The 16,954-nt window shown below is 63.5% G+C and carries 16 protein-coding genes and 1 pseudogene; 6 read left to right on the top strand and 11 right to left on the bottom strand.

From position 1 onward, the window contains the following. Positions 1–51: 51 nt before the first annotated feature. The 3 genes from EN862_RS04270 to EN862_RS04260 all read right to left on the bottom strand — a co-directional run bounded on the left by EN862_RS04270 (position 52) and on the right by EN862_RS04260 (position 3,291). On the bottom strand, positions 52–1,314 hold the full coding sequence (locus tag EN862_RS04270) for an ABC transporter substrate-binding protein (protein WP_127864581.1): 1,263 nt from the start codon (positions 1,312–1,314) through the stop codon (positions 52–54). Positions 1,315–1,741: 427 nt separating this feature from the next. Then, a complete protein-coding gene (locus EN862_RS04265) occupies positions 1,742–2,239 on the bottom strand; it encodes an N-acetyltransferase (RefSeq protein WP_127864580.1) in 498 nt (165 codons plus the stop codon). Positions 2,240–2,274: 35 nt separating this feature from the next. Next, entirely contained in the window at positions 2,275–3,291 is a 1,017-nt protein-coding gene (locus tag EN862_RS04260; protein ID WP_189400946.1) for a lytic transglycosylase domain-containing protein, read from the bottom strand. A 165-nt stretch (positions 3,292–3,456) separates the two neighbouring features. Here EN862_RS04260 and EN862_RS04255 point away from each other — a divergent pair, with 165 nt between their 5' ends. Next, a complete protein-coding gene (locus EN862_RS04255) occupies positions 3,457–4,026 on the top strand; it encodes a methylated-DNA--[protein]-cysteine S-methyltransferase (RefSeq protein WP_127864579.1) in 570 nt (189 codons plus the stop codon). Positions 4,027–4,041: 15 nt separating this feature from the next. Here EN862_RS04255 and EN862_RS04250 read toward each other — a convergent pair whose 3' ends face one another. Beyond that, complete coding sequence (locus tag EN862_RS04250; protein ID WP_127864578.1) at positions 4,042–4,371, bottom strand: hypothetical protein; 330 nt, start codon at positions 4,369–4,371, stop codon at positions 4,042–4,044. Between the two features lie 279 nt (positions 4,372–4,650). Between EN862_RS04250 and EN862_RS04245 the strand changes: the two genes are divergently transcribed. Continuing rightward, complete coding sequence (locus EN862_RS04245; RefSeq protein ID WP_027168154.1) at positions 4,651–4,863, top strand: cold-shock protein; 213 nt, start codon at positions 4,651–4,653, stop codon at positions 4,861–4,863. Between the two features lie 406 nt (positions 4,864–5,269). Here the strand turns inward: EN862_RS04245 and EN862_RS04240 are convergent, their stop codons facing one another. From EN862_RS04240 to EN862_RS04230, 3 genes are all read right to left on the bottom strand, one after another. Continuing rightward, complete coding sequence (locus EN862_RS04240; protein ID WP_127864577.1) at positions 5,270–5,881, bottom strand: glutathione S-transferase family protein; 612 nt, start codon at positions 5,879–5,881, stop codon at positions 5,270–5,272. Positions 5,882–5,998: 117 nt separating this feature from the next. Next, positions 5,999–6,859 carry an EAL domain-containing protein gene (locus EN862_RS04235; protein WP_127864576.1) on the bottom strand — a complete coding sequence of 287 codons (861 nt, stop codon included), beginning with the start codon at positions 6,857–6,859 and terminating at the stop codon, positions 5,999–6,001. Further along, the gene (locus EN862_RS04230; RefSeq protein ID WP_127864575.1) at positions 6,856–7,743 is read right to left on the bottom strand and encodes an EAL domain-containing protein; all 888 of its coding nucleotides are present in this window, start codon (positions 7,741–7,743) and stop codon (positions 6,856–6,858) included. The genes EN862_RS04235 and EN862_RS04230 overlap by 4 nt, the downstream gene beginning before the upstream one ends. A 219-nt stretch (positions 7,744–7,962) precedes the next feature. Here EN862_RS04230 and EN862_RS04225 point away from each other — a divergent pair, with 219 nt between their 5' ends. After that, the gene (locus EN862_RS04225; RefSeq protein WP_127864574.1) at positions 7,963–9,165 is read left to right on the top strand and encodes a pyridoxal phosphate-dependent aminotransferase; all 1,203 of its coding nucleotides are present in this window, start codon (positions 7,963–7,965) and stop codon (positions 9,163–9,165) included. Positions 9,166–9,229: 64 nt separating this feature from the next. Here EN862_RS04225 and EN862_RS04220 read toward each other — a convergent pair whose 3' ends face one another. Continuing rightward, complete coding sequence (locus tag EN862_RS04220; protein ID WP_127864573.1) at positions 9,230–9,625, bottom strand: cupin domain-containing protein; 396 nt, start codon at positions 9,623–9,625, stop codon at positions 9,230–9,232. Positions 9,626–9,664: 39 nt separating this feature from the next. Next, complete coding sequence (locus tag EN862_RS04215) at positions 9,665–10,219, bottom strand: isoprenylcysteine carboxylmethyltransferase family protein (protein ID WP_245519494.1); 555 nt, start codon at positions 10,217–10,219, stop codon at positions 9,665–9,667. A 148-nt stretch (positions 10,220–10,367) separates the two neighbouring features. On the opposite strand from EN862_RS04215, the gene EN862_RS04210 reads away from it, so the two are divergent. The 3 genes and pseudogenes from EN862_RS04210 to EN862_RS04200 all read left to right on the top strand — a co-directional run bounded on the left by EN862_RS04210 (position 10,368) and on the right by EN862_RS04200 (position 14,784). Next, a complete protein-coding gene (locus tag EN862_RS04210) occupies positions 10,368–11,225 on the top strand; it encodes an alpha/beta hydrolase (RefSeq protein ID WP_127864572.1) in 858 nt (285 codons plus the stop codon). Positions 11,226–11,554: 329 nt separating this feature from the next. Continuing rightward, the gene (locus EN862_RS04205) at positions 11,555–13,603 is read left to right on the top strand and encodes an elongation factor G (RefSeq protein WP_127864571.1); all 2,049 of its coding nucleotides are present in this window, start codon (positions 11,555–11,557) and stop codon (positions 13,601–13,603) included. 683 nt (positions 13,604–14,286) lie between these two features. Next, a pseudogene (locus EN862_RS04200) lies at positions 14,287–14,784 on the top strand (isoprenylcysteine carboxylmethyltransferase family protein). A 151-nt stretch (positions 14,785–14,935) separates the two neighbouring features. Here the strand turns inward: EN862_RS04200 and EN862_RS04195 are convergent. Then, positions 14,936–15,832: a LysR family transcriptional regulator gene (locus EN862_RS04195; protein WP_042646207.1), complete on the bottom strand. Its 897-nt coding sequence runs from the start codon at positions 15,830–15,832 to the stop codon at positions 14,936–14,938. Between the two features lie 72 nt (positions 15,833–15,904). Further along, on the bottom strand, positions 15,905–16,879 hold the full coding sequence (trxB, locus tag EN862_RS04190; protein WP_127864570.1) for a thioredoxin-disulfide reductase: 975 nt from the start codon (positions 16,877–16,879) through the stop codon (positions 15,905–15,907). Between the last annotated feature and the right edge of the window lie 75 nt (positions 16,880–16,954).

Below are 16,954 nucleotides of genomic sequence, written 5' to 3'. Positions count from 1 at the left end.
CCGTGCGCACGCGCCGGCGCGCCAGCGGCGATGGCCTTACGCTGGCCGCGCTCACCAGCCCTTGCCTTTCAGCCTGGTCAGCCGCGCCTCGAGATCGGCGAGATTGTCGGCGGCGGTGCCGTTCCCGGAGATCGTGTTGTGGACCGCGGTCCAGAACTGGCTCGAGGCCTCATTGTATTTGATCCTGGCGGTTGCCGAGGGGCGCGGCTGCGCGTTGAGGAATATCTCTTTCCAGCGCGGCACGATCGGCTGTTGCCTGGCGATGTCGGGGTCGTCATAGAGCGCCGCGATGGTCGGCAGGTTGGCCGTCTTCAGCGTCCGGTATTTCTGCATTTCGGGCGAGGCGATAAACTTGACCAGATCGATCGCCGCGTCGGGGTGCTTCGAATATTTGGAGACCGCAAGGTTCCAGCCGCCGAGCGTCGCGACCGGATGCCCGCCATCACCGGCCGGCAGCGGCGCCACGTCGAACTTGCCCTTGATCGGCGAATTCTCGCTGTTGCCGAGCGCATAGGCATAGGGCCAGTTGCGCATGAAGACGGCGTTGCCGGTTTGCCAGACGCCGCGCGACTCCTCCTCCTGATAGGCAAGCACGCCCGGCGGCGCGATCGTGCCGATCCAGCCCTTGACCATCTCGAGCGTTGCAGCGGCTTTGGGGTTGTTGATGGAGATGCCGCCGTCCGGCTCGATGATCCCGCCTCCGCCATTCGACATGATCCATTCGAGCGCGTTGCAGGTCAGCCCTTCATAGGCGTTGCCCTGGAACACATAGCCCCAGAGGTCCTTGTTGCCGGCCGCCCGCTCCCTATCCATGACGCGCTTCGCGGTGTCCTGCAATTCCTGCCAGGTGGACGGTACCTTGAAGCCATATTTGTCGAGCAGATCCTTGCGGTAGTAGAGCGCCGGCGCGTCGGTGAAGATCGGCAGCGCGACCAGCCTGCCGTCGACGGTCTGCGACCGGATGATCGACGGGAAATGCTCGCCCGCCACATCCCTGGTCGCCTCAGTCAGGTCGACCAGTTGGCTGGCCAGTTGCGGCGCCCAGATGACGTCGGTCTGGTAGACGTCGATGTCGCTGCTGCCGGCGGCAAGCCACAGCCTGTATTGGCCGAACTGGTCGGTGGTCGAGGGCGGGATGACGACGATGCCGACCTTGTTGCCGCTCTTTTTCTCATAGAGGTCGAGGATCTCGCGCAGCACCTTGATGCCGTTGCCGGTGTCGCCCGACACGATCGAGAGCTCGACAGCCCGCGCTTGAGCAGTGGCCAGCAAGATGGTGGCAGCCAACGCTAGGAACGCGGGAACAAATTTCACGGGATTGCGGGCCTCCCTCAGCGGCCGGCGGCGCCATCTCGGCGTCGCGGCTCATCAAGGCCCCTGCGATGAATGCACGATGGCGCGTAGGGTTCCATGCGACGGTGCGGCGCCGGTTCAGGCCGACAGGTCGGTGAAGCCGCCTCGGTCGGCTCGACCGCGTCGGCGGCCTGCTTCCTTCACCCGCTTTCACGAAAGCGGACGGGCTCCGAAACCCCCGCCCCGGAGCCCGTCTGGGAGTGGCTGACGCATGCCGGCACAGCCGCCTCCGACGCCTTGCCCGCGTCGATCCGCCGATCGGCCGCCCGGCACGACGACGCATTAGCATGCCCTAACGTCAGCCTATGTGAAGGAGTTCACAATGCGTGCGCGCAGGTGGTTGCAACACAGCGCCGGGAGCCCGATCCAGTCCGCCGCGCTTTGCCCGTCAGCCTTCCCAGCCGACCGAGATCATGCCGAGCCGCTCGTAGAGCCTGAAGGCCGCGGTGTTCTTCACCGTGTGGGTCTTGAGATCGACATGGGCCGCGCCCCGCTCGCGAAAAGTCAGGAACACGTGCCGCATCAGCGCCTCGCCGATGCCCTGCCTTCTGGATTCCGGATGGACGGCGAGATCCTTGACGAAACCGGATGTCCAGCACAGCGCCGCGCCCGCAAGCAGGCCCTTGCCGTCGATGACGAGGAAACAGAGAGCGGGATCGAACTCGGCGTCGCCGGCAATGCGCGGCCACCAGTCGTCGAACGGCCCGTCGGCGCCGTCGTCGAACACCTCTTCCAGCAGCGCGTGCAAAGCCTGCGCATCACGATGTTCGAAAGCGCGCATGACGAAGCCTTCCGGCCAATGCGGCGCGGCGAGCGTATCGTCGAGCAGCTTGCGCAGGCGGATGTCGTTGGGAGCCGACGGACGAGGCGTCGTGTTCTCATGCATGGCGCTGTCTCGAAACGCCGCGCGGACCGTTCCGCTCAGGCGTCGGGTGGCAAGCGATGCCGCTTGCGGTCGGCGCCAAGTCCCGTCGCCTCGAGCAGGCCCTTGCGCTTGGCGTCGTAGTAATAGCCGGTCTGGTAGAGCGTATCGGCCCGCTTGGCGTTGCCGCCCGAGACCAGCCAGGCGCCACGCAGATATTTCACGGCATATTTGAGATTGGTCTCGGCGTCGAACAGGCCGGTCGCCGGGCCGTCATAGCCCATGCCGCGCGCCGTCGCGTGCTTGATCTGCATCAGTCCCCAATGGCCGTGATTATACGCTTTCGGGTTGAAGGTGCTCTCGCGGTTGACGACATGGCGCACCAGCTCGACCGGCACTTCGTAGAGCGCCGAATATTTCTCGATCAGCCGCTCGATCTCGCCGCGCGGGCCGCTGGCATGCTGCTCGGGCTGGCCGGGTGCCGCCAGCAAAGCGGGGTTGTCCGGCGCCACGTAAGCAACCTGCTGGACGCCCGGCATCGGGGCGATTTTCGCCGACTGGCCGGTGACCGGCATGGCGACGCCCGCGGTCGTATAGACCGCCGCTTGCTTGATGGATCCTGCCTGTTTGATGGATCCTGGGCCGGTCGGCGAGCCGCCGGCCGTCAGCACCGGCGGCGGCGGAAACTGGCCGGCCATCGGCGTCGCCCCGGCGAAAGCCGCGGGCTGAGCCAGCGCCGCCCCGGGCTGGACAGGCGGCGGCAAAAGCGCGCCTTGCGTCGCCAGCGCGCCTTGCGTCGCAAGCGCGCTTTGTGTCGCCGGCGCGCCGGGCGTGGTCGCCATGGCGACGACGTCGCCGGTAAGCGCGGCGGTCTGCACCTGCGCGAGGCCGGAAGGCTCCGGCAACACGGCCACCGTTTCGGGCAGCGCGACCGTCGGCGCGTCGTCGGCCACGACAGGCGTCGAGGCTTCGGCAAGCGCGGGCGCGGCCTTCATCTGCGAGGTCGAGGTGCAACCGCTGAGACCGGCTGCTGCAACGAGCACGCCGATCGCGGTGATTATGATTTTAGCTGGCAAGCCGTGAGGGTCCGGTTTGTCTGTTGTTAAGGAGTCCTTACACCAGCGATTCACACCCCGCAATCGGGGCCATCAGGCGGTTTTCGGGTGGCGGGAACAGGGCAAAAATGCCATATTGTTCTGGATATGTACTCGTTTTTCGCGGTTTTGCGGAAGGAAAACGCCATGAAACCCACATCTGAGATCACGGCCGGCCACGCAGTGTTAGAAACAGTGATCGGCTTCATGGGCATCGCCTGGAACGAGAAGGGCCTGATCAGGCTCTGCCTGCCCGAACGCAGCCGCGAGGCGGTCGAGCGCCGGCTGTTTCGCCACGCCGGTGTTTCGACCTCGACCGACCAGCCGCAATGGGTGGTCGAACTGATCGCCTCGATCAAGGCCTATGCGGCCGGCGAGGACGTCGATTTCTCCGACGTGCCGGTCGATCTCGACGGCGTCGACGATTTTCGCCTCGCCATCTACGATGCCGCGCGCAAGCTCGGCTTCGGCCAGACCACCACCTATGGCGAGCTGGCCAAGCGCGCCGGCCATGCCGGGCTCGCCCGCGAGACGGGTGCTGCCCTTGGCGCCAACCCGGTGCCACTGGTCATCCCCTGCCACCGCATCCTGGCGGCCGGCGGCAAGATCGGCGGCTTCTCCGCGCCAGGCGGCTCCGCCACCAAGGAAAAGATGCTGGCCATGGAAGGCGTTCGCGTCGGCCCGCCGCCGGCCGCGCAGGCTTCGTTCGGGTTCTGAGATCTCGCCGGATTATCAGTGGCGATGGGGGAAAAATCGCCGCCGGAAATGGTCGAAGTCCGGCCGCTTGCAGACATAGACCATGCAGGACCTAGTGTCGGCGCTCGGCACATAGGCGCGCGCCCTCACCTCGCCCGCGTTGCAGAAGCGCTCGTCGCGCACATAGCGGTCATAGAGCGGCAGCCCTGGCACGCGCGTCGACTGGTAGCGCAGGATGACCGCGCCCTGCCTTGCGATCGTCGCCTGCACCCGGTCGCAGCTCATGCGCGTCGGATCGTAGCGCGACGCCGCCTGCGCCTCGGCGGCCAGATGCAGGAAGCAGGCGGCAAGCAGAATGGTCTTCATGGTTGCTCTCCCTGGAACGGCAAGCATCTCATCTCTCCACAACGTGGGACCGGTGTCAAAACTTCCGTGCGCCGCTTCCAAAGCCCGAGACTGCACGCCGGCAGCGCGCAAGCGAACGTCTTGTTTTCTTGCAAAAACTATCCTATATCCGAGGCATTGAATTTGGCCGATCGATCGGGCCGCGATCTTCGCGTTTGCTGACGTCTATCTCCAAAATTTCGATACCGCCGGCCGGACGTTGGTCCGGTCAAACAAAAGCAAATGTGAAGGACTTTCTATATGGCAACTGGTACGGTCAAGTGGTTCAACGCCACCAAGGGCTACGGCTTCATCCAGCCTGACAACGGCGGCGCGGACGTTTTCGTCCACATCTCCGCCGTCGAGCGCGCTGGCATGACGAGCCTGGCTGAAGGCCAGAAGATCAACTTCGAGATCGAGCAGGACCGCCGCACCGGCAAGTCCGCTGCTGGGTCTCTGAGCAAGGCAGCCTGATTTGGCTTAAGCATTTTTGCGGCAAAGCATAGCGCTTAGTGCTGCGAAGGTGCGATTGAGTAAAGGCGCGCGCCGGACGAAGGTTCGGGGCGCGCGGCAAGTCACGGATGTACTGACGGTCGCGCGATAAGCGCGCCGGAGCGGAAAGACCGACAAGCTGGAACAGCAGATAGCTGCCAGCCCGGGCCGGACGCTCCCAATCAGGCTACCGGCACAGGAAGGCGGGCATTGCCCGCCTTTTTTGTTGCCTGGATTTTGGCGATTGGCGTCCTTCTCCCCGTTCACGGGGAGAAGTGCCCGGCAGGGCGATGAGGGGCAGCGCCAACGCTTCAGGACTGTCATTTTGCCCAACCAGGAAAGGCTGGCGCAGGACGCAGTCCGCCTAGGCCTTCGCCGACCGCCAGCGTCAGTCAGGCGCCCACTCTATCGGCACATGCCCCTTGTCCGCCTCGACCCGTTTCAGCCACGCGGCGACCGCCGGATAGGCGTCGAGCTGGAAGCCGCCCTTCTCGGCGGTGTGTGTGTAGGCATACAGCGCGATGTCGGCGACGCTGTAGGAATTGCCCGCGAAGAATGCGTTCTGCTCCAGATGCTGGTTCATCACGCCCAGCGCCTTGTTACCGCGTTCCAGCGTTTGCGCCAGCCGTTCCGGCGTGGCGTCCTTCGCCCGTTCCGGAAAAGTCAAAAGCGCCTTGCGCACCGCGATATAGGGCTCGTGGCTGTATTGTTCGAAGAACAGCCATTGGTAAGCCAGCGCGCGTTCGTATTTGTCGGCAGGCAGGAAGCGCGTGCCCTGAGCAAGATAAAGCAGGATGGCGTTGCTCTCGGCGATGCGCCTGCCGTCGTCGAGCTCCAGCATCGGCACCATCGCGTTCGGATTCTTGGCGACGTAGTCGGGCTTGCGCGTCTCGCCGGTATGCGAGCTCACCTCGACCCGGGTGAAGGGGATGCCGAGCTTGGCCATCAACAGCCGCGGTTTGTAGCAATTGCCGCTGTCGGCCATGTCGTAAAGGATCATGCCTCTTGCCCTCTCGAGTTTCCTGGGAACGCTCTAACCCGCGCGGCCAAGCCCCATCCAGTGATTTGTTTTTGCGAAAAACCATCAGCGATGCTGATGTGTCTTTCGGATCCAGCATCAGCGTTGCTGGTGCAGCGGCACAACCTTGTCGCCGGCGTCGAGCAGGGCGTCGACGGAAAGCGGCTCTTCCTTGAAGATCGTGCCTGCGAGCGCCGGGCGGGCGAGATGGAAACCTTGCAGCAGGTCGGCGCCGCCCTCGAGCGCGACGCGCAAGTGCTGGGCATTCTCTATGCCCTCGACCAGCACTTTGGCGCCGCGCTCCTGCAGCATGCCCACCAATGGCCGGAAGAAGCGCTCGGCGGCGGCGTGGCGGCAGAGCGCGCCGAACCAGGCGCCGTCGATCTTGACGATGTCGGGCGCGAGCAGATTGATGCGCGCCTCGGTGGAATGTCCGGTGCCGAAATCGTCGATGGCGATGCGGATGCCGTCGCGCCGCATTTCGCGCACCAGGCTGGCAAGAACCTGATCGTCGGCCGCTTGTTCGGTGATCTCGCAGACCAGCAGGCCCGGCTCCAGCTCGAAATCGCCGAGATGCCTGGTCATGAGCCGGATTTCGGCCAGCGCCCGCCCGAGATGATCGTTGATCATCGGATTGTAGTTGAAGAACAGCGTGAGCCCCTCGAGGCCGATGTTGCGGTAATTGCCGAGATGCAGCATCCGGCACATCGTTTCGACAAACAGCCGGTCGGATGCGGGAACGCCCCCGAAGAAGATCGATGGAGCCACCGGCTCGGCGATGCGGCGCGGCTCGATCAGCCCCTCGACGGCGACCGGCCTGAGCACCCTGTCCTGCGGGGCGAAAATCGGCTGATAGGCGCTCCACAGCCGGAATTCGCCATAGATGCCGAACTGAAGTCCGATCTCGTCGGCGAAGATCGCCTTGGCGACGTTGCGCCGCCTCTCATGCCTTTCGTTCATGGCGCGACCTTGCGCCCGAATACCCTTGCCGGCCGCGACCGCGTCGCCGGAGCCGTAGGGCTTGCGGCAGCCGATACCGTGCTCTCGGCTGGAGGCTGCACGAAGACGCGAAAGCTGGTGGGAGCAAGTTCGGGCCGAGCAAGCACATAGCCTTGCACCATGGAAGCGCCGGCTTTCTCGGCAAGCTCCAGTTGCCAGCCTTCCTCGAGACCTTCAAAGACGGTGTGGATACCCTGGGTTTCGAAGCCGTTCACCATGGCCGTCAGCAACGCGAAGCCGGCGCCGGACTCCATCAGATGCGTGATCCACTGCGCATCGAACTTGACGATGTCGGGCTTGAGTTCCTTGATCCGGTGGATGTCGGACTCATCGGCGCCATAGTCGTCCACAGCGATGCGGAAGCCATTGGCCCTCAGCGCCTCGACAAAATCATAGAGCGCTTCCTGCGAGGCCGACTTCTGCTCGGTAACCTCGCAAACGATGCGGCGCGGATCGATACCGGCTTCGTGCAGCACCAGCCGCATATCGCGCAATGCCTTGTCGGCAATGCCGCGATCGGTGAAGACGGACGGGTCGAAATTGATAAAGATGGACGCCTCCTGCGGCAGGCAGGCACCGGCGTTCAGAAGATGCAGCGTGCGCGTCAGCGCCTCGATGTGCAGCCGGTCGGCCGCCGGGCAGGTGCCGAAGAACGCCGCCGGCGACTGCGGCTCGCCGTCGCGGAACGGCCGGATCAGCCCCTCGAAGGCGGCGACCGAAAGCTTGCCCTCCTTGAAGGCGAAGATCGGCTGAAACGCGCTTTGTAGCGTATAGATGCCCCAGACACCGGTCGAGGTGCCGTCATCATGACGGATGATGTGGGCAAGCCCGATGCTGCGCGACAAGGTTTCTCGCTCCGCGAATTGGCGCAATCCGATCTGCGATCCTGCCAGCCAAGGGTTTACCGGCCGTTGATGAATTTAGCGTTGCCGCTCACGCAGGCGGACTTTGGTCACGCCTCCTTGACCTCTGGCTCATCGCACAATGCTTGCGCTCCGCGCCATGATGCGACATGAGAGGCGCCGCGGCCGCTCCTGGCCGCCTTTCCTAGGAGACTTCTTGTCATGGCCTTTCTCGCCGACGCCCTTTCCCGCGTTAAGCCTTCCGCGACCATCGCGGTGACGCAGAAAGCGCGCGAGCTGAAAAATGCCGGCCGTGACGTGATAGGCCTCGGTGCCGGCGAGCCGGACTTCGATACGCCCGACAACATCAAGAACGCGGCGATCGAGGCGATCCGCCGTGGCGAGACCAAGTACCCGCCGGTGTCGGGCATCGTGCCGCTGCGCGAGGCGATCGCAAAGAAATTCAAGCGCGAAAACAATCTCGACTACCGGCCCGAGCAGACCATCGTCGGCACCGGCGGCAAGCAGATCCTGTTCAACGCCTTCATGGCAACGCTGAACCCCGGCGACGAGGTCATCATCCCCCGCCCCTACTGGGTGAGCTACCCCGAAATGGTGGCGATCTGCGGCGGCACGTCAGTCTTCGCCGACACCTCGATCGACAACGGCTTCAAGCTAACGGCGGAGGTGCTCGAAAAGGCGATCACGCCGAAGACCAAATGGCTGCTGATGAACTCGCCGTCGAACCCGTCGGGCGCCGCCTACACGGAGGCCGAGCTCAGGGCGCTGGCCGATGTTCTGCTCAAGCATCCGCATGTCTGGACGCTGACCGACGACATGTATGAGCATCTGACCTATGGCGACTTCGTCTTCAAGACCATCGCCGAGGTCGAGCCGAACCTCTACGAGCGCACGCTGACGATGAACGGCGTGTCGAAAGCCTATGCCATGACCGGCTGGCGCATCGGCTATGCCGCCGGCCCTGTGCCGCTGATCAAGGCGATGGACATGATCCAGGGCCAGCAGACCTCGGGCGCCTGCACCATCGCGCAATGGGCATCCGTCGAGGCGCTCAACGGCCCGCAGGACTTTATCGCCAGGAACAAGGCGATCTTTCAAGGGAGGCGCGACCTCGTCGTCTCGATGCTCAACCAGGCGCGCGGCATCTCCTGCCCCTCGCCCGAAGGCGCCTTCTACGTCTACCCGTCCTGCGCCGAGCTGATCGGCAAGAAGACCAAGGCCGGCAAGGTGATCGACACCGACGAAGCCTTCTGCTCGGAACTGCTCGATGCCGAAGGTGTGGCGGTGGTGTTCGGCTCGGCCTTCGGCCTCGGTCCGAATTTCCGCATCTCCTATGCCACGTCGGAAACCTTGCTCGAGGAAGCCTGCACGCGCATCCAGCGCTTCACCGCGTCGTTGACTTGAACGGCGCAGGAAGCACCGAACGCGAAGAACCCGGCGTCACGCCGGGTTTTTTGTCGGGTTCGTCCTAACCGCCATATTGCTCGTCGGAAACCTGCTCGAGCCAATCGGCGTGGACGCCGTCCATCGCCTCCTGCATGGCGATATGGGTCATGGCGGTTTTCGCTCCGGCGCCGTGCCAGTGTTTCTCGCCCGGCGCGAAGGAGATGACGTCTCCTGCCCTGATCGTCTGGGTCGGCTCGCCCCAGGTCTGGGCAAGTCCGGCGCCGGCCGTGACATAGAGTGTCTGCCCGAGCGGATGCGTGTGCCAGTAAGTGCGCGCGCCGGGCTCGAAACTGACCAGCGTCGCCCTCAGCCGCGCCGGCGCTTCTTTCTCGATGATCGGCGTCTGCAGCACCCGTCCGGTGAAATAAGTCCCCGGCGCGATGATCGTCGGCACACTGCCGCACGCAATGATCTTCATCTGGCAATCCTTCCGTTGGGCAACCCTGCCTTGTCTCGGCTACCACCCCAGCCGCGGCCAGAACAGGCCGGCTCGACCGCGATAGGCCTGGTAATCGCCCGCCAACAGCGTACGCGAAAATTTCTTTTCTTCGCCCAGCGCCGCAACCACATAGAGGACGGTGATCCCGGCGACCGGTACCACCGCCCAGATCGACCAGGTCGCGATCCCCCATCCAATCCAGAAGATGATGTATGACGAGTAGAAAGGGTGGCGGATATAGCGGTAGGGACCATCGGTCAGCAGGCTGTGCGGATTATCGGGCGCGAAGGCGAAATGCAGCCGCGCCCTCCGCGACGTGACGATCGCCCACCAGAAGAGGACAGAGCTTGCCAGTTCGACGGCGAGCCCGGCGAGTTTTGCCGGAACCGGCTGCGATTGGATCCACAGGATGGCGAGAAAGAAAAGCGCCGTGGCAATCACCACTGCCGAAATCGCCATGGCGCCTGGAGACATGCCCTGCAATTGAAAATGCGCCCGCATCGACCAGACATATTGGCCAATGGTCGCGATGCTGCATATCGAGACGAGAAGATCGAGCAATGGTTCCATCATAGGGGGTTTCCGCAGGTGCTTGCCATCCAGCCGGTAGCCACACCGGCCGTTCATTTCCAGGAACCCTCTCTTAACCACATGCTTAAAGAAGATATAGAGCCCCGGATGCGATGTTGGCCACCAGCCAAATCCGAGGATTTAATACAGCATGAGCGTCACTGACCGCACGATCCGCACGCCGCAGGCCGAGTTGCGCCTCAGCCAGTCCTCTGGTTCCGGCATGCCCATCGTCATGATCCACGGCTCGGGGAGTTCGCGCGCGGTCTTTGCGCGTCAGTTCGACAGTCCGCTCGCCGATGCCCACCGGCTGATCGCTTTCGACCTTCCCGGCCATGGCGACTCCTCCGATGCTCGCGACCCGGCCGCAACCTATACGATCACCGGCCTCGCCCAGACCACAGCCCGCCTTCTCGATGCCCTGAACATCGGCCACGCCATCATCTTTGGCTGGTCGCTTGGCGGCCATGTAGCGATTGAACTTGCCAGCTTCCATCACGCGGTGAGCGGTCTTGTGTTGACCGGGGCGCCGCCGGTGTCGAGGGGACCGCTCGGCATGTTGCGTGGCTTTCATGCCAACTGGGACATGCTGCTCACCTCCAAGAAGGTTTACTCCGAACGCGACATCGAGCGCTTTGAGGCGTTTTGCTTCGGCGACAGCGCAAGTCCGTCTTTCCGCGAAGCCATAAGGCGCACCGACGGCAGGCTGCGCTCGGGCGTGGCGTTCGGCATGTTTGCCGGCAAGGGCGCCGACCAGAAGCAGGTGGTTGAGAATGCTCCGTTCCCGGTCGCGGTGATCAATGGAGAGCATGACCCGCTCGTGCGCCTGAGCTACTTCGAGACACTGGCCTACGCCTCGCTGTGGGAACGGTGCCATGTCATATCCGGCGCCGGCCATGCGCCATTCTGGGAAAAGCCGGACCTGTTCAATCCGCTGCTGTCACGCTTTGCCGAGACGGTAGTGAAGCAAGGCGCAGCCAGGCCGGTACGCCGAACCGAGGCCGGCTGAGCCTTTATTGACATCCTCAGGTTCTGGCTTCTCAACCACCACATCATCAATGGGTGGCGCCGACGGCCCAATTGGGGGGCGCCAGCTTGGCTTCTAGCGGCTGACGAACAGGAAATCGTGGCCTGACAAACCCAAGCCGGCGAACATCCTATTTTTCTTGCCCTCCCGGCGAACCCGTGTGACGATGGCCTTGGGAAGGGGTGGATAAACCCCGCTCGCGACGGCCGAACAGGCCGGCCGCCGCTCTGCACAGGGTGCGATCGGACGCAAAAATCGGTTTCCACTTTTGCTCATCGCTCTCTTGGGAAACGCCTGAGTGGAGGTCAGCCATGGGTACTCGCGCCGGAGGACGACGCACGGGACCGAAATGCATCGCCATAGTCGGTCCCTTTGCAAGCGGTAAGACGACACTTCTCGAAGCGATCCTCGCCCGCACGGGCGCCATTCCCCGCCAGTCACCCGTTTCATCGGGCAACACCGTTTCCGATCATTCGCCCGAGGCCCGCGCCCACGCCATGAGCGTCGAGGCGACCTTCGCCACCACCGATTTCATGGGCGAGCAGATCACCTTCGTCGATTGCCCCGGCTCCATCGAATTCGCCTTCGAGGCCGAGCCCGTGCTTGCCGCTTGCGACCTTGCGGTCGTCGTGGCCGAGGCCGACGAGAAGAAGATCCCGGCGCTGCAGCTGATCATGCGCAAGCTCGACGATCTCGCCATTCCGCGCATCCTGTTCCTGAATAAGGTCGACAAGGCGATTGCGGGCGTGCGCGAGACGCTGAAGATGCTGCAGCCGGCAAGTTCGGTACCGTTGCTCTTACGCCAGATCCCGGTGCGCAAGGACGGCATCGTCATCGGCTCGATCGATCTGGCGCTGGAGCGCGCCTACATCTATCGCGAGTACGCCGAAAGCCAGGTTGCCGAGATCCCGAACGACGACAAGGCGCGCGAGCTGGAAGCGCGTTTCTCCATGCTGGAGACGCTCGCCGACCACGACGATCACCTGATGGAGCAGTTGCTGGAGGAGATCGAACCGCCAAAGGACGCGATCTTCGACGATCTTTCGGCCGATCTGCGCGCCGGCGCGGTGACGCCGGTGCTGATCGGCACGGCCGAGAAGGGCAATGGCGTGCTGCGCCTGTTGAAAGCCATTCGCCACGACGCGCCGGACGTCGAGGCGACGAGGAAGCGCCTCGGCGCGCCCGAAGGCCAGACGGTGGTGCAGGTGATGAAGACCATCCACACCGCGCATGGCGGCAAGCTTTCAGTGTCGCGCGTGCTTTCCGGCCAAATGGCCGACGCCGCCGAGCTTTACCTTTCCAACGGCGACACGACGAAGGTATCCGGCATCTACAAGATGCTCGGCAAGGACCAGATCAAGCAGACATCCGCCAAGGCGGGCGACACTGTCGCGCTCGGCAAGCTCGACAACGTCAAGACCGGCCAGACGCTGAGTTCGGCCAAAGGCGGCATCCGGCCATTGGTCACTTTGGACCCGCCGCAGCCCGTCTTCGCCTTCGCGCTTCGCCCCAAGGAGCGCAAGGATGAGGTCAAGATGTCGGCGGCGATCCAGCGGCTGGCCGAGGAAGACCCATCGCTCAGCCTGCGTCACAACCAGGACTCCGCCGAAACCGTCCTGTCGGGCCACGGCGAGATGCATCTGCGCGTGGTGCGCGAGCGCCTCGAGGGCAAGAACCAGATTCCGATCGAGGGCCATGCCCCGGCGGTGCCTTACAGGGAGACGATCCGCAAAGGAACGCAACAGCGCGGCCGCCACAAGAAGCAGTCCGGCGGCCACGGCCAGTTCGGCGATGTGGTGATCGAGATCAAGCCGCTGCCGCGCGGCTCCGGCTTCCAGTTCTCCGACACCATCACCGGCGGCGTGGTGCCGAAGACTTATATCCAGTCGGTCGAGACCGGCATCCGCGACTATCTGAAGACCGGCCCGCTCGGCTTCCCGGTCGTCGACGTTGCCGTCAACCTGTCGGATGGCTCCTACCATGCGGTCGACTCCTCCGACATGGCCTTCCAGATGGCGGCGAAGCTGGCGATGAAGGAAGGGATGGCCGCCTGCTCGCCGGTCCTGCTGGAGCCGATTATGAAGGTCGAGATCGTCACGCCTTCCGACGCGACCTCGAAGATCATCGCGCTGATCCCGCAGCGGCGCGGCCAGATCCTCGGCTACGATGCAAGGCCAGACTGGCCCGGCTGGGACGTCGTCGAGGCAACCATGCCGCAGGCCGAAATCGGTGACTTGATCATCGAATTGCGCTCGGCGACCGCCGGCGTCGCCAGCTACAAGGCCGCTTTCGACCATATGGCCGAGCTCACCGGCAGGCTCGCCGACGAGGCGATGAACGCGAATGGCAAGGCCGCCTGAGCAGGTCGGCCTGCCTGACTGTTGAAGATATGAAAACGGCGTCCGGATGATCCGGACGCCGTTTTATTGCGGACCGTTTTCCTGGGAGGCAACGGCTGGTCCGCCGCATCCGGAAAAAAATGGTTCGGACGCGGTAGCTGCCTGAGCCCGGCCATCTCGAGTGATGCCCCCATCTCTCGAACCGACCAACCGCGTCCTATAATCTACTTAAACCATAGACTGCGTCTGCGACATGTTACCCGATGTTACATGTCACTGTTACGTGGCGGATTCGGTCGTGCTTTTGCCGGCTCGAAGGCGTGCGGGCAACAAAAAAGCCGGATCAATAAAGATCCGGCTGAGTTTGATTGGAAGTGCCGATTAGGGCTAACCTCCAGAGGGGAACACTCAAGGGCGCTAATGGGAGGAGAACGCGCCCCGGAGATGTGACTATATATGTGCTCATCATGCCCAAGAAACAAGCATCTATTTTGCAACACACGCATGCAAAAAGACGCAGGCTGTGGTCCAACCTATTCGAGGAAGCCATAGGACCAGAAAAATAGGGCGATTCCGCCGTATTTTCGGATCAGAAGTGACTGCTGAAATGCAAAATGCAGCCAATTTTGCTCTGAACCGCGTAAATCAGCGAAATGATGCCGACTTCGGCAGGCCAAGTTTATTTTTGCGGCAGGGGTCCCTGGATGCGTAGTTTTTCAGCAATCGCCGGCAGCGCGCTGTTTCTGGTCGTCGCGCCGGGCGTCGTTGCCGGGCTGGTGCCGTGGCTGCTGACCGACGGCTTCCACACGCCACTGTCGATGGTACCGGGCTTCGCGGCTGCCGGCTCGATCCTGGTGGTCGTGGCAACCGCGATCCTGCTTCATGCCTTCGCCCGCTTCGCGCTTGAAGGTCTGGGCACGCCGGCGCCGGTGGCGCCTACCTAGAAGCTGGTGGTCGGCGGCATCTACCGCCATGTCCGCAACCCCATGTACTTGGCCGTGCTGGCGATCATCCTCGGCCAGGCACTGATCTTTTCGAGCTGGGCGGTCCTGGTCTACGGCCTGATCGCCGCCGCGGCGATGATCTCCTTCGTCAAGCTCTATGAAGAGCCGACGCTCGCCCAGCACTATGGCGAAGAATACGAGGCCTACCGCCGCGCCGTGCCCGGCTGGCTGCCTCGGCTGACGCCATGGCGCGGATAAACCGCGCTGAGGGTGCGCCGAGATTCAGGTCAGGCCGAGTCGAAAATGGTGGTTTCCGAGAACCGGAGCGGAGCGTACTTTTCGTACGTGAGCACCGGAAGCGCAGGATGCCGCCATTTGCAGGCCGGCCTCACCTGAATATCGGCGCACCCTAGTAAGACCAGCTGCGTGCCTTCGCGATGACAAAATCGCGAAAAACGTGCAGCTTCGCCTGGTTCTTCATCGCGTCGGGATAGGCGAAATAGGTGTCGAAAGACGGCACCTCGGTCTCCGGCAGCAGCTGCACCAGGTTCGAGTCCTTGTTGATCACATAGTCCGGCAGCATGGCGATTCCCGCGCCGCCCTGCACCGCCCGCTTGATCGACAGGATGTCGTTGATCTGCAGCGTCGGCACCCGCTGCGCGCCCTCGAAATCGCCGACCGTCTCAAGCCAGTTCAACTCCGACAGATGCGAAGGCACCGGCACGCCGAAAGTGACGATGCGATGGTTCCTGAGCTCCGCGATCGAGGCCGGCCTGCCGAACTTGGCGATGTAGGACGGCGCCGCGTAGAGGTGGAAATGCACCGTGAACAGCCGCCGCTGGATAAGGTCGGGCTGCTGCGGCTGGCGCAGCCGGATCGCGCAATCGGCCTGGCGCATGGTGAGGTCCAGCTCCTCGTTGGCCAGGATCAGCTGCAGGCTGATCTCGGGATAGAGCTCGATGAATTCCTGCACGCGCTCGGTCAGCCAGCCGGCGCCCAGGCCGACCGTGGTCGTTACCCTGAGCACGCCCGACGGCCGGTCCTTGGTCTCGGTCAGCCGCGTCTTGATGGTTTCCAGCTTCATCAGCACGTCATGCGCAGTGCGGAACAGCATCTCGCCCTGCTCGGTCAGCACCAGGCCACGCGCATGGCGGTGGAAGAGTGCTACGCCGACATCATGCTCCAGAGCGCTGACCTGCCGCGAAATGGCCGATTGCGACAGATGCAGCGTCTCGGCGGCATGGGTGAACGACCCAGCCTCCGCCGCTGCGTGAAATACGCGTAGCTTGTCCCAGTCCAGCGCCATGATTCCCCTCGCGTTGCCTTTGGCGTCTGAATGAAAAATCAGGCTTTTAAACGGCTTTTTTCGGCCGATTTGTCACTCCGCCGCTTCGCGGTGGACCTCGATGCCCGCCAGATACTTTTCCGCCTCGAGCGCCGCCATGCAGCCAAGTCCCGCGGCCGTCACTGCCTGGCGGTAGACATCGTCGGTCACATCGCCGGCGGCGAACACGCCGGGCACGTCGGTGCGGGTCGAATCCGGCGCCGTCCACAGATAGCCGTTCGGCTTCTGCTTCAGCTTGCCGACGAACAGCTCGACCGCTGGCGCGTGGCCGATCGCGACGAAGACACCGTCGACCGGCAGTTTCGATTCCTGGCCGGTCACGACGCTGCGCAGCGTCAGGCCTTCGACGGAAGGCGGCAACGGCGCCTTGCCTGGACGTCCGGTGATCTCGTCCACCACCGTGTCCCAAATGGCCCGGACATTGTCCTTCGCGAGCAGCCGCTCGCGCAGGATGCGCTCGGCGCGGAAATCGCTGCGCCGATGGATCACGGTGACGCTCTTGGCAAGGTTCGACAGATAGAGCGCTTCCTCGACCGCGGAATTGCCGCCGCCGATCACAGCGACGTCCTTGCCGCGGTAGAAGAAGCCGTCGCAGGTGGCACAGGCCGAAACGCCGAAGCCCATGAAGGTCTGCTCCGACGGGATGCCCAGCCACTTGGCCTGCGCGCCGGTGGCGATGATCAGCGCATCGGCCGTGTAGACCGTGCCGGAATCGCCGGTGGCGCGGAACGGTCGCACATTGAGGTCGACCTCGGTGATGATGTCGTTGATGATGTCGGTGCCGACATGCTCAGCCTGCTTCAGCATCTGCTCCATCAGCCAGGGGCCCTGGATCGGATCGGCGAAGCCCGGATAGTTCTCGACATCGGTTGTGATCATCAATTGGCCGCCTTGCTGCAGGCCGGCGACCAGCATCGGCTTCAGCATGGCGCGGGCGGCATAGACCGCCGCCGTATAGCCGGCCGGGCCGGAACCGATGATGAGAACGGGTGCGTGCTTGATGTTCATGAAAAAAGTCCCCTGCGGCTCAAAGGCCGTGGTTTGTCGCGGTTAATGTAAGGGTTGCCAATCACGGCAGCAAGA

This window comes from Mesorhizobium sp. M2E.F.Ca.ET.219.01.1.1, from assembly GCF_004016445.2.
In the GTDB taxonomy this organism is placed as follows: domain Bacteria; phylum Pseudomonadota; class Alphaproteobacteria; order Rhizobiales; family Rhizobiaceae; genus Mesorhizobium.
This window is presented reverse-complemented; position numbering and strand designations above follow the sequence as displayed.

What these genes read in the sequence shown, in the direction of transcription:
- EN862_RS04205 (WP_127864571.1), top strand. Translation starts at nt 11,555, where the DNA reads ATGGGTACTCGCGCCGGAGGACGACGCACGGGACCGAAATGCATCGCC.
- EN862_RS04255 (WP_127864579.1), top strand. Translation starts at nt 3,457, where the DNA reads ATGAAACCCACATCTGAGATCACGGCCGGCCACGCAGTGTTAGAAACA.
- EN862_RS04210 (WP_127864572.1), top strand. Translation starts at nt 10,368, where the DNA reads ATGAGCGTCACTGACCGCACGATCCGCACGCCGCAGGCCGAGTTGCGC.
- EN862_RS04250 (WP_127864578.1), bottom strand. Translation starts at nt 4,371, where the DNA reads ATGAAGACCATTCTGCTTGCCGCCTGCTTCCTGCATCTGGCCGCCGAG.
- EN862_RS04225 (WP_127864574.1), top strand. Translation starts at nt 7,963, where the DNA reads ATGGCCTTTCTCGCCGACGCCCTTTCCCGCGTTAAGCCTTCCGCGACC.
- EN862_RS04215 (WP_245519494.1), bottom strand. Translation starts at nt 10,219, where the DNA reads ATGATGGAACCATTGCTCGATCTTCTCGTCTCGATATGCAGCATCGCG.
- trxB (WP_127864570.1), bottom strand. Translation starts at nt 16,879, where the DNA reads ATGAACATCAAGCACGCACCCGTTCTCATCATCGGTTCCGGCCCGGCC.
- EN862_RS04220 (WP_127864573.1), bottom strand. Translation starts at nt 9,625, where the DNA reads ATGAAGATCATTGCGTGCGGCAGTGTGCCGACGATCATCGCGCCGGGG.
- EN862_RS04195 (WP_042646207.1), bottom strand. Translation starts at nt 15,832, where the DNA reads ATGGCGCTGGACTGGGACAAGCTACGCGTATTTCACGCAGCGGCGGAG.
- EN862_RS04235 (WP_127864576.1), bottom strand. Translation starts at nt 6,859, where the DNA reads ATGAACGAAAGGCATGAGAGGCGGCGCAACGTCGCCAAGGCGATCTTC.
- EN862_RS04265 (WP_127864580.1), bottom strand. Translation starts at nt 2,239, where the DNA reads ATGCATGAGAACACGACGCCTCGTCCGTCGGCTCCCAACGACATCCGC.
- EN862_RS04240 (WP_127864577.1), bottom strand. Translation starts at nt 5,881, where the DNA reads ATGATCCTTTACGACATGGCCGACAGCGGCAATTGCTACAAACCGCGG.
- EN862_RS04245 (WP_027168154.1), top strand. Translation starts at nt 4,651, where the DNA reads ATGGCAACTGGTACGGTCAAGTGGTTCAACGCCACCAAGGGCTACGGC.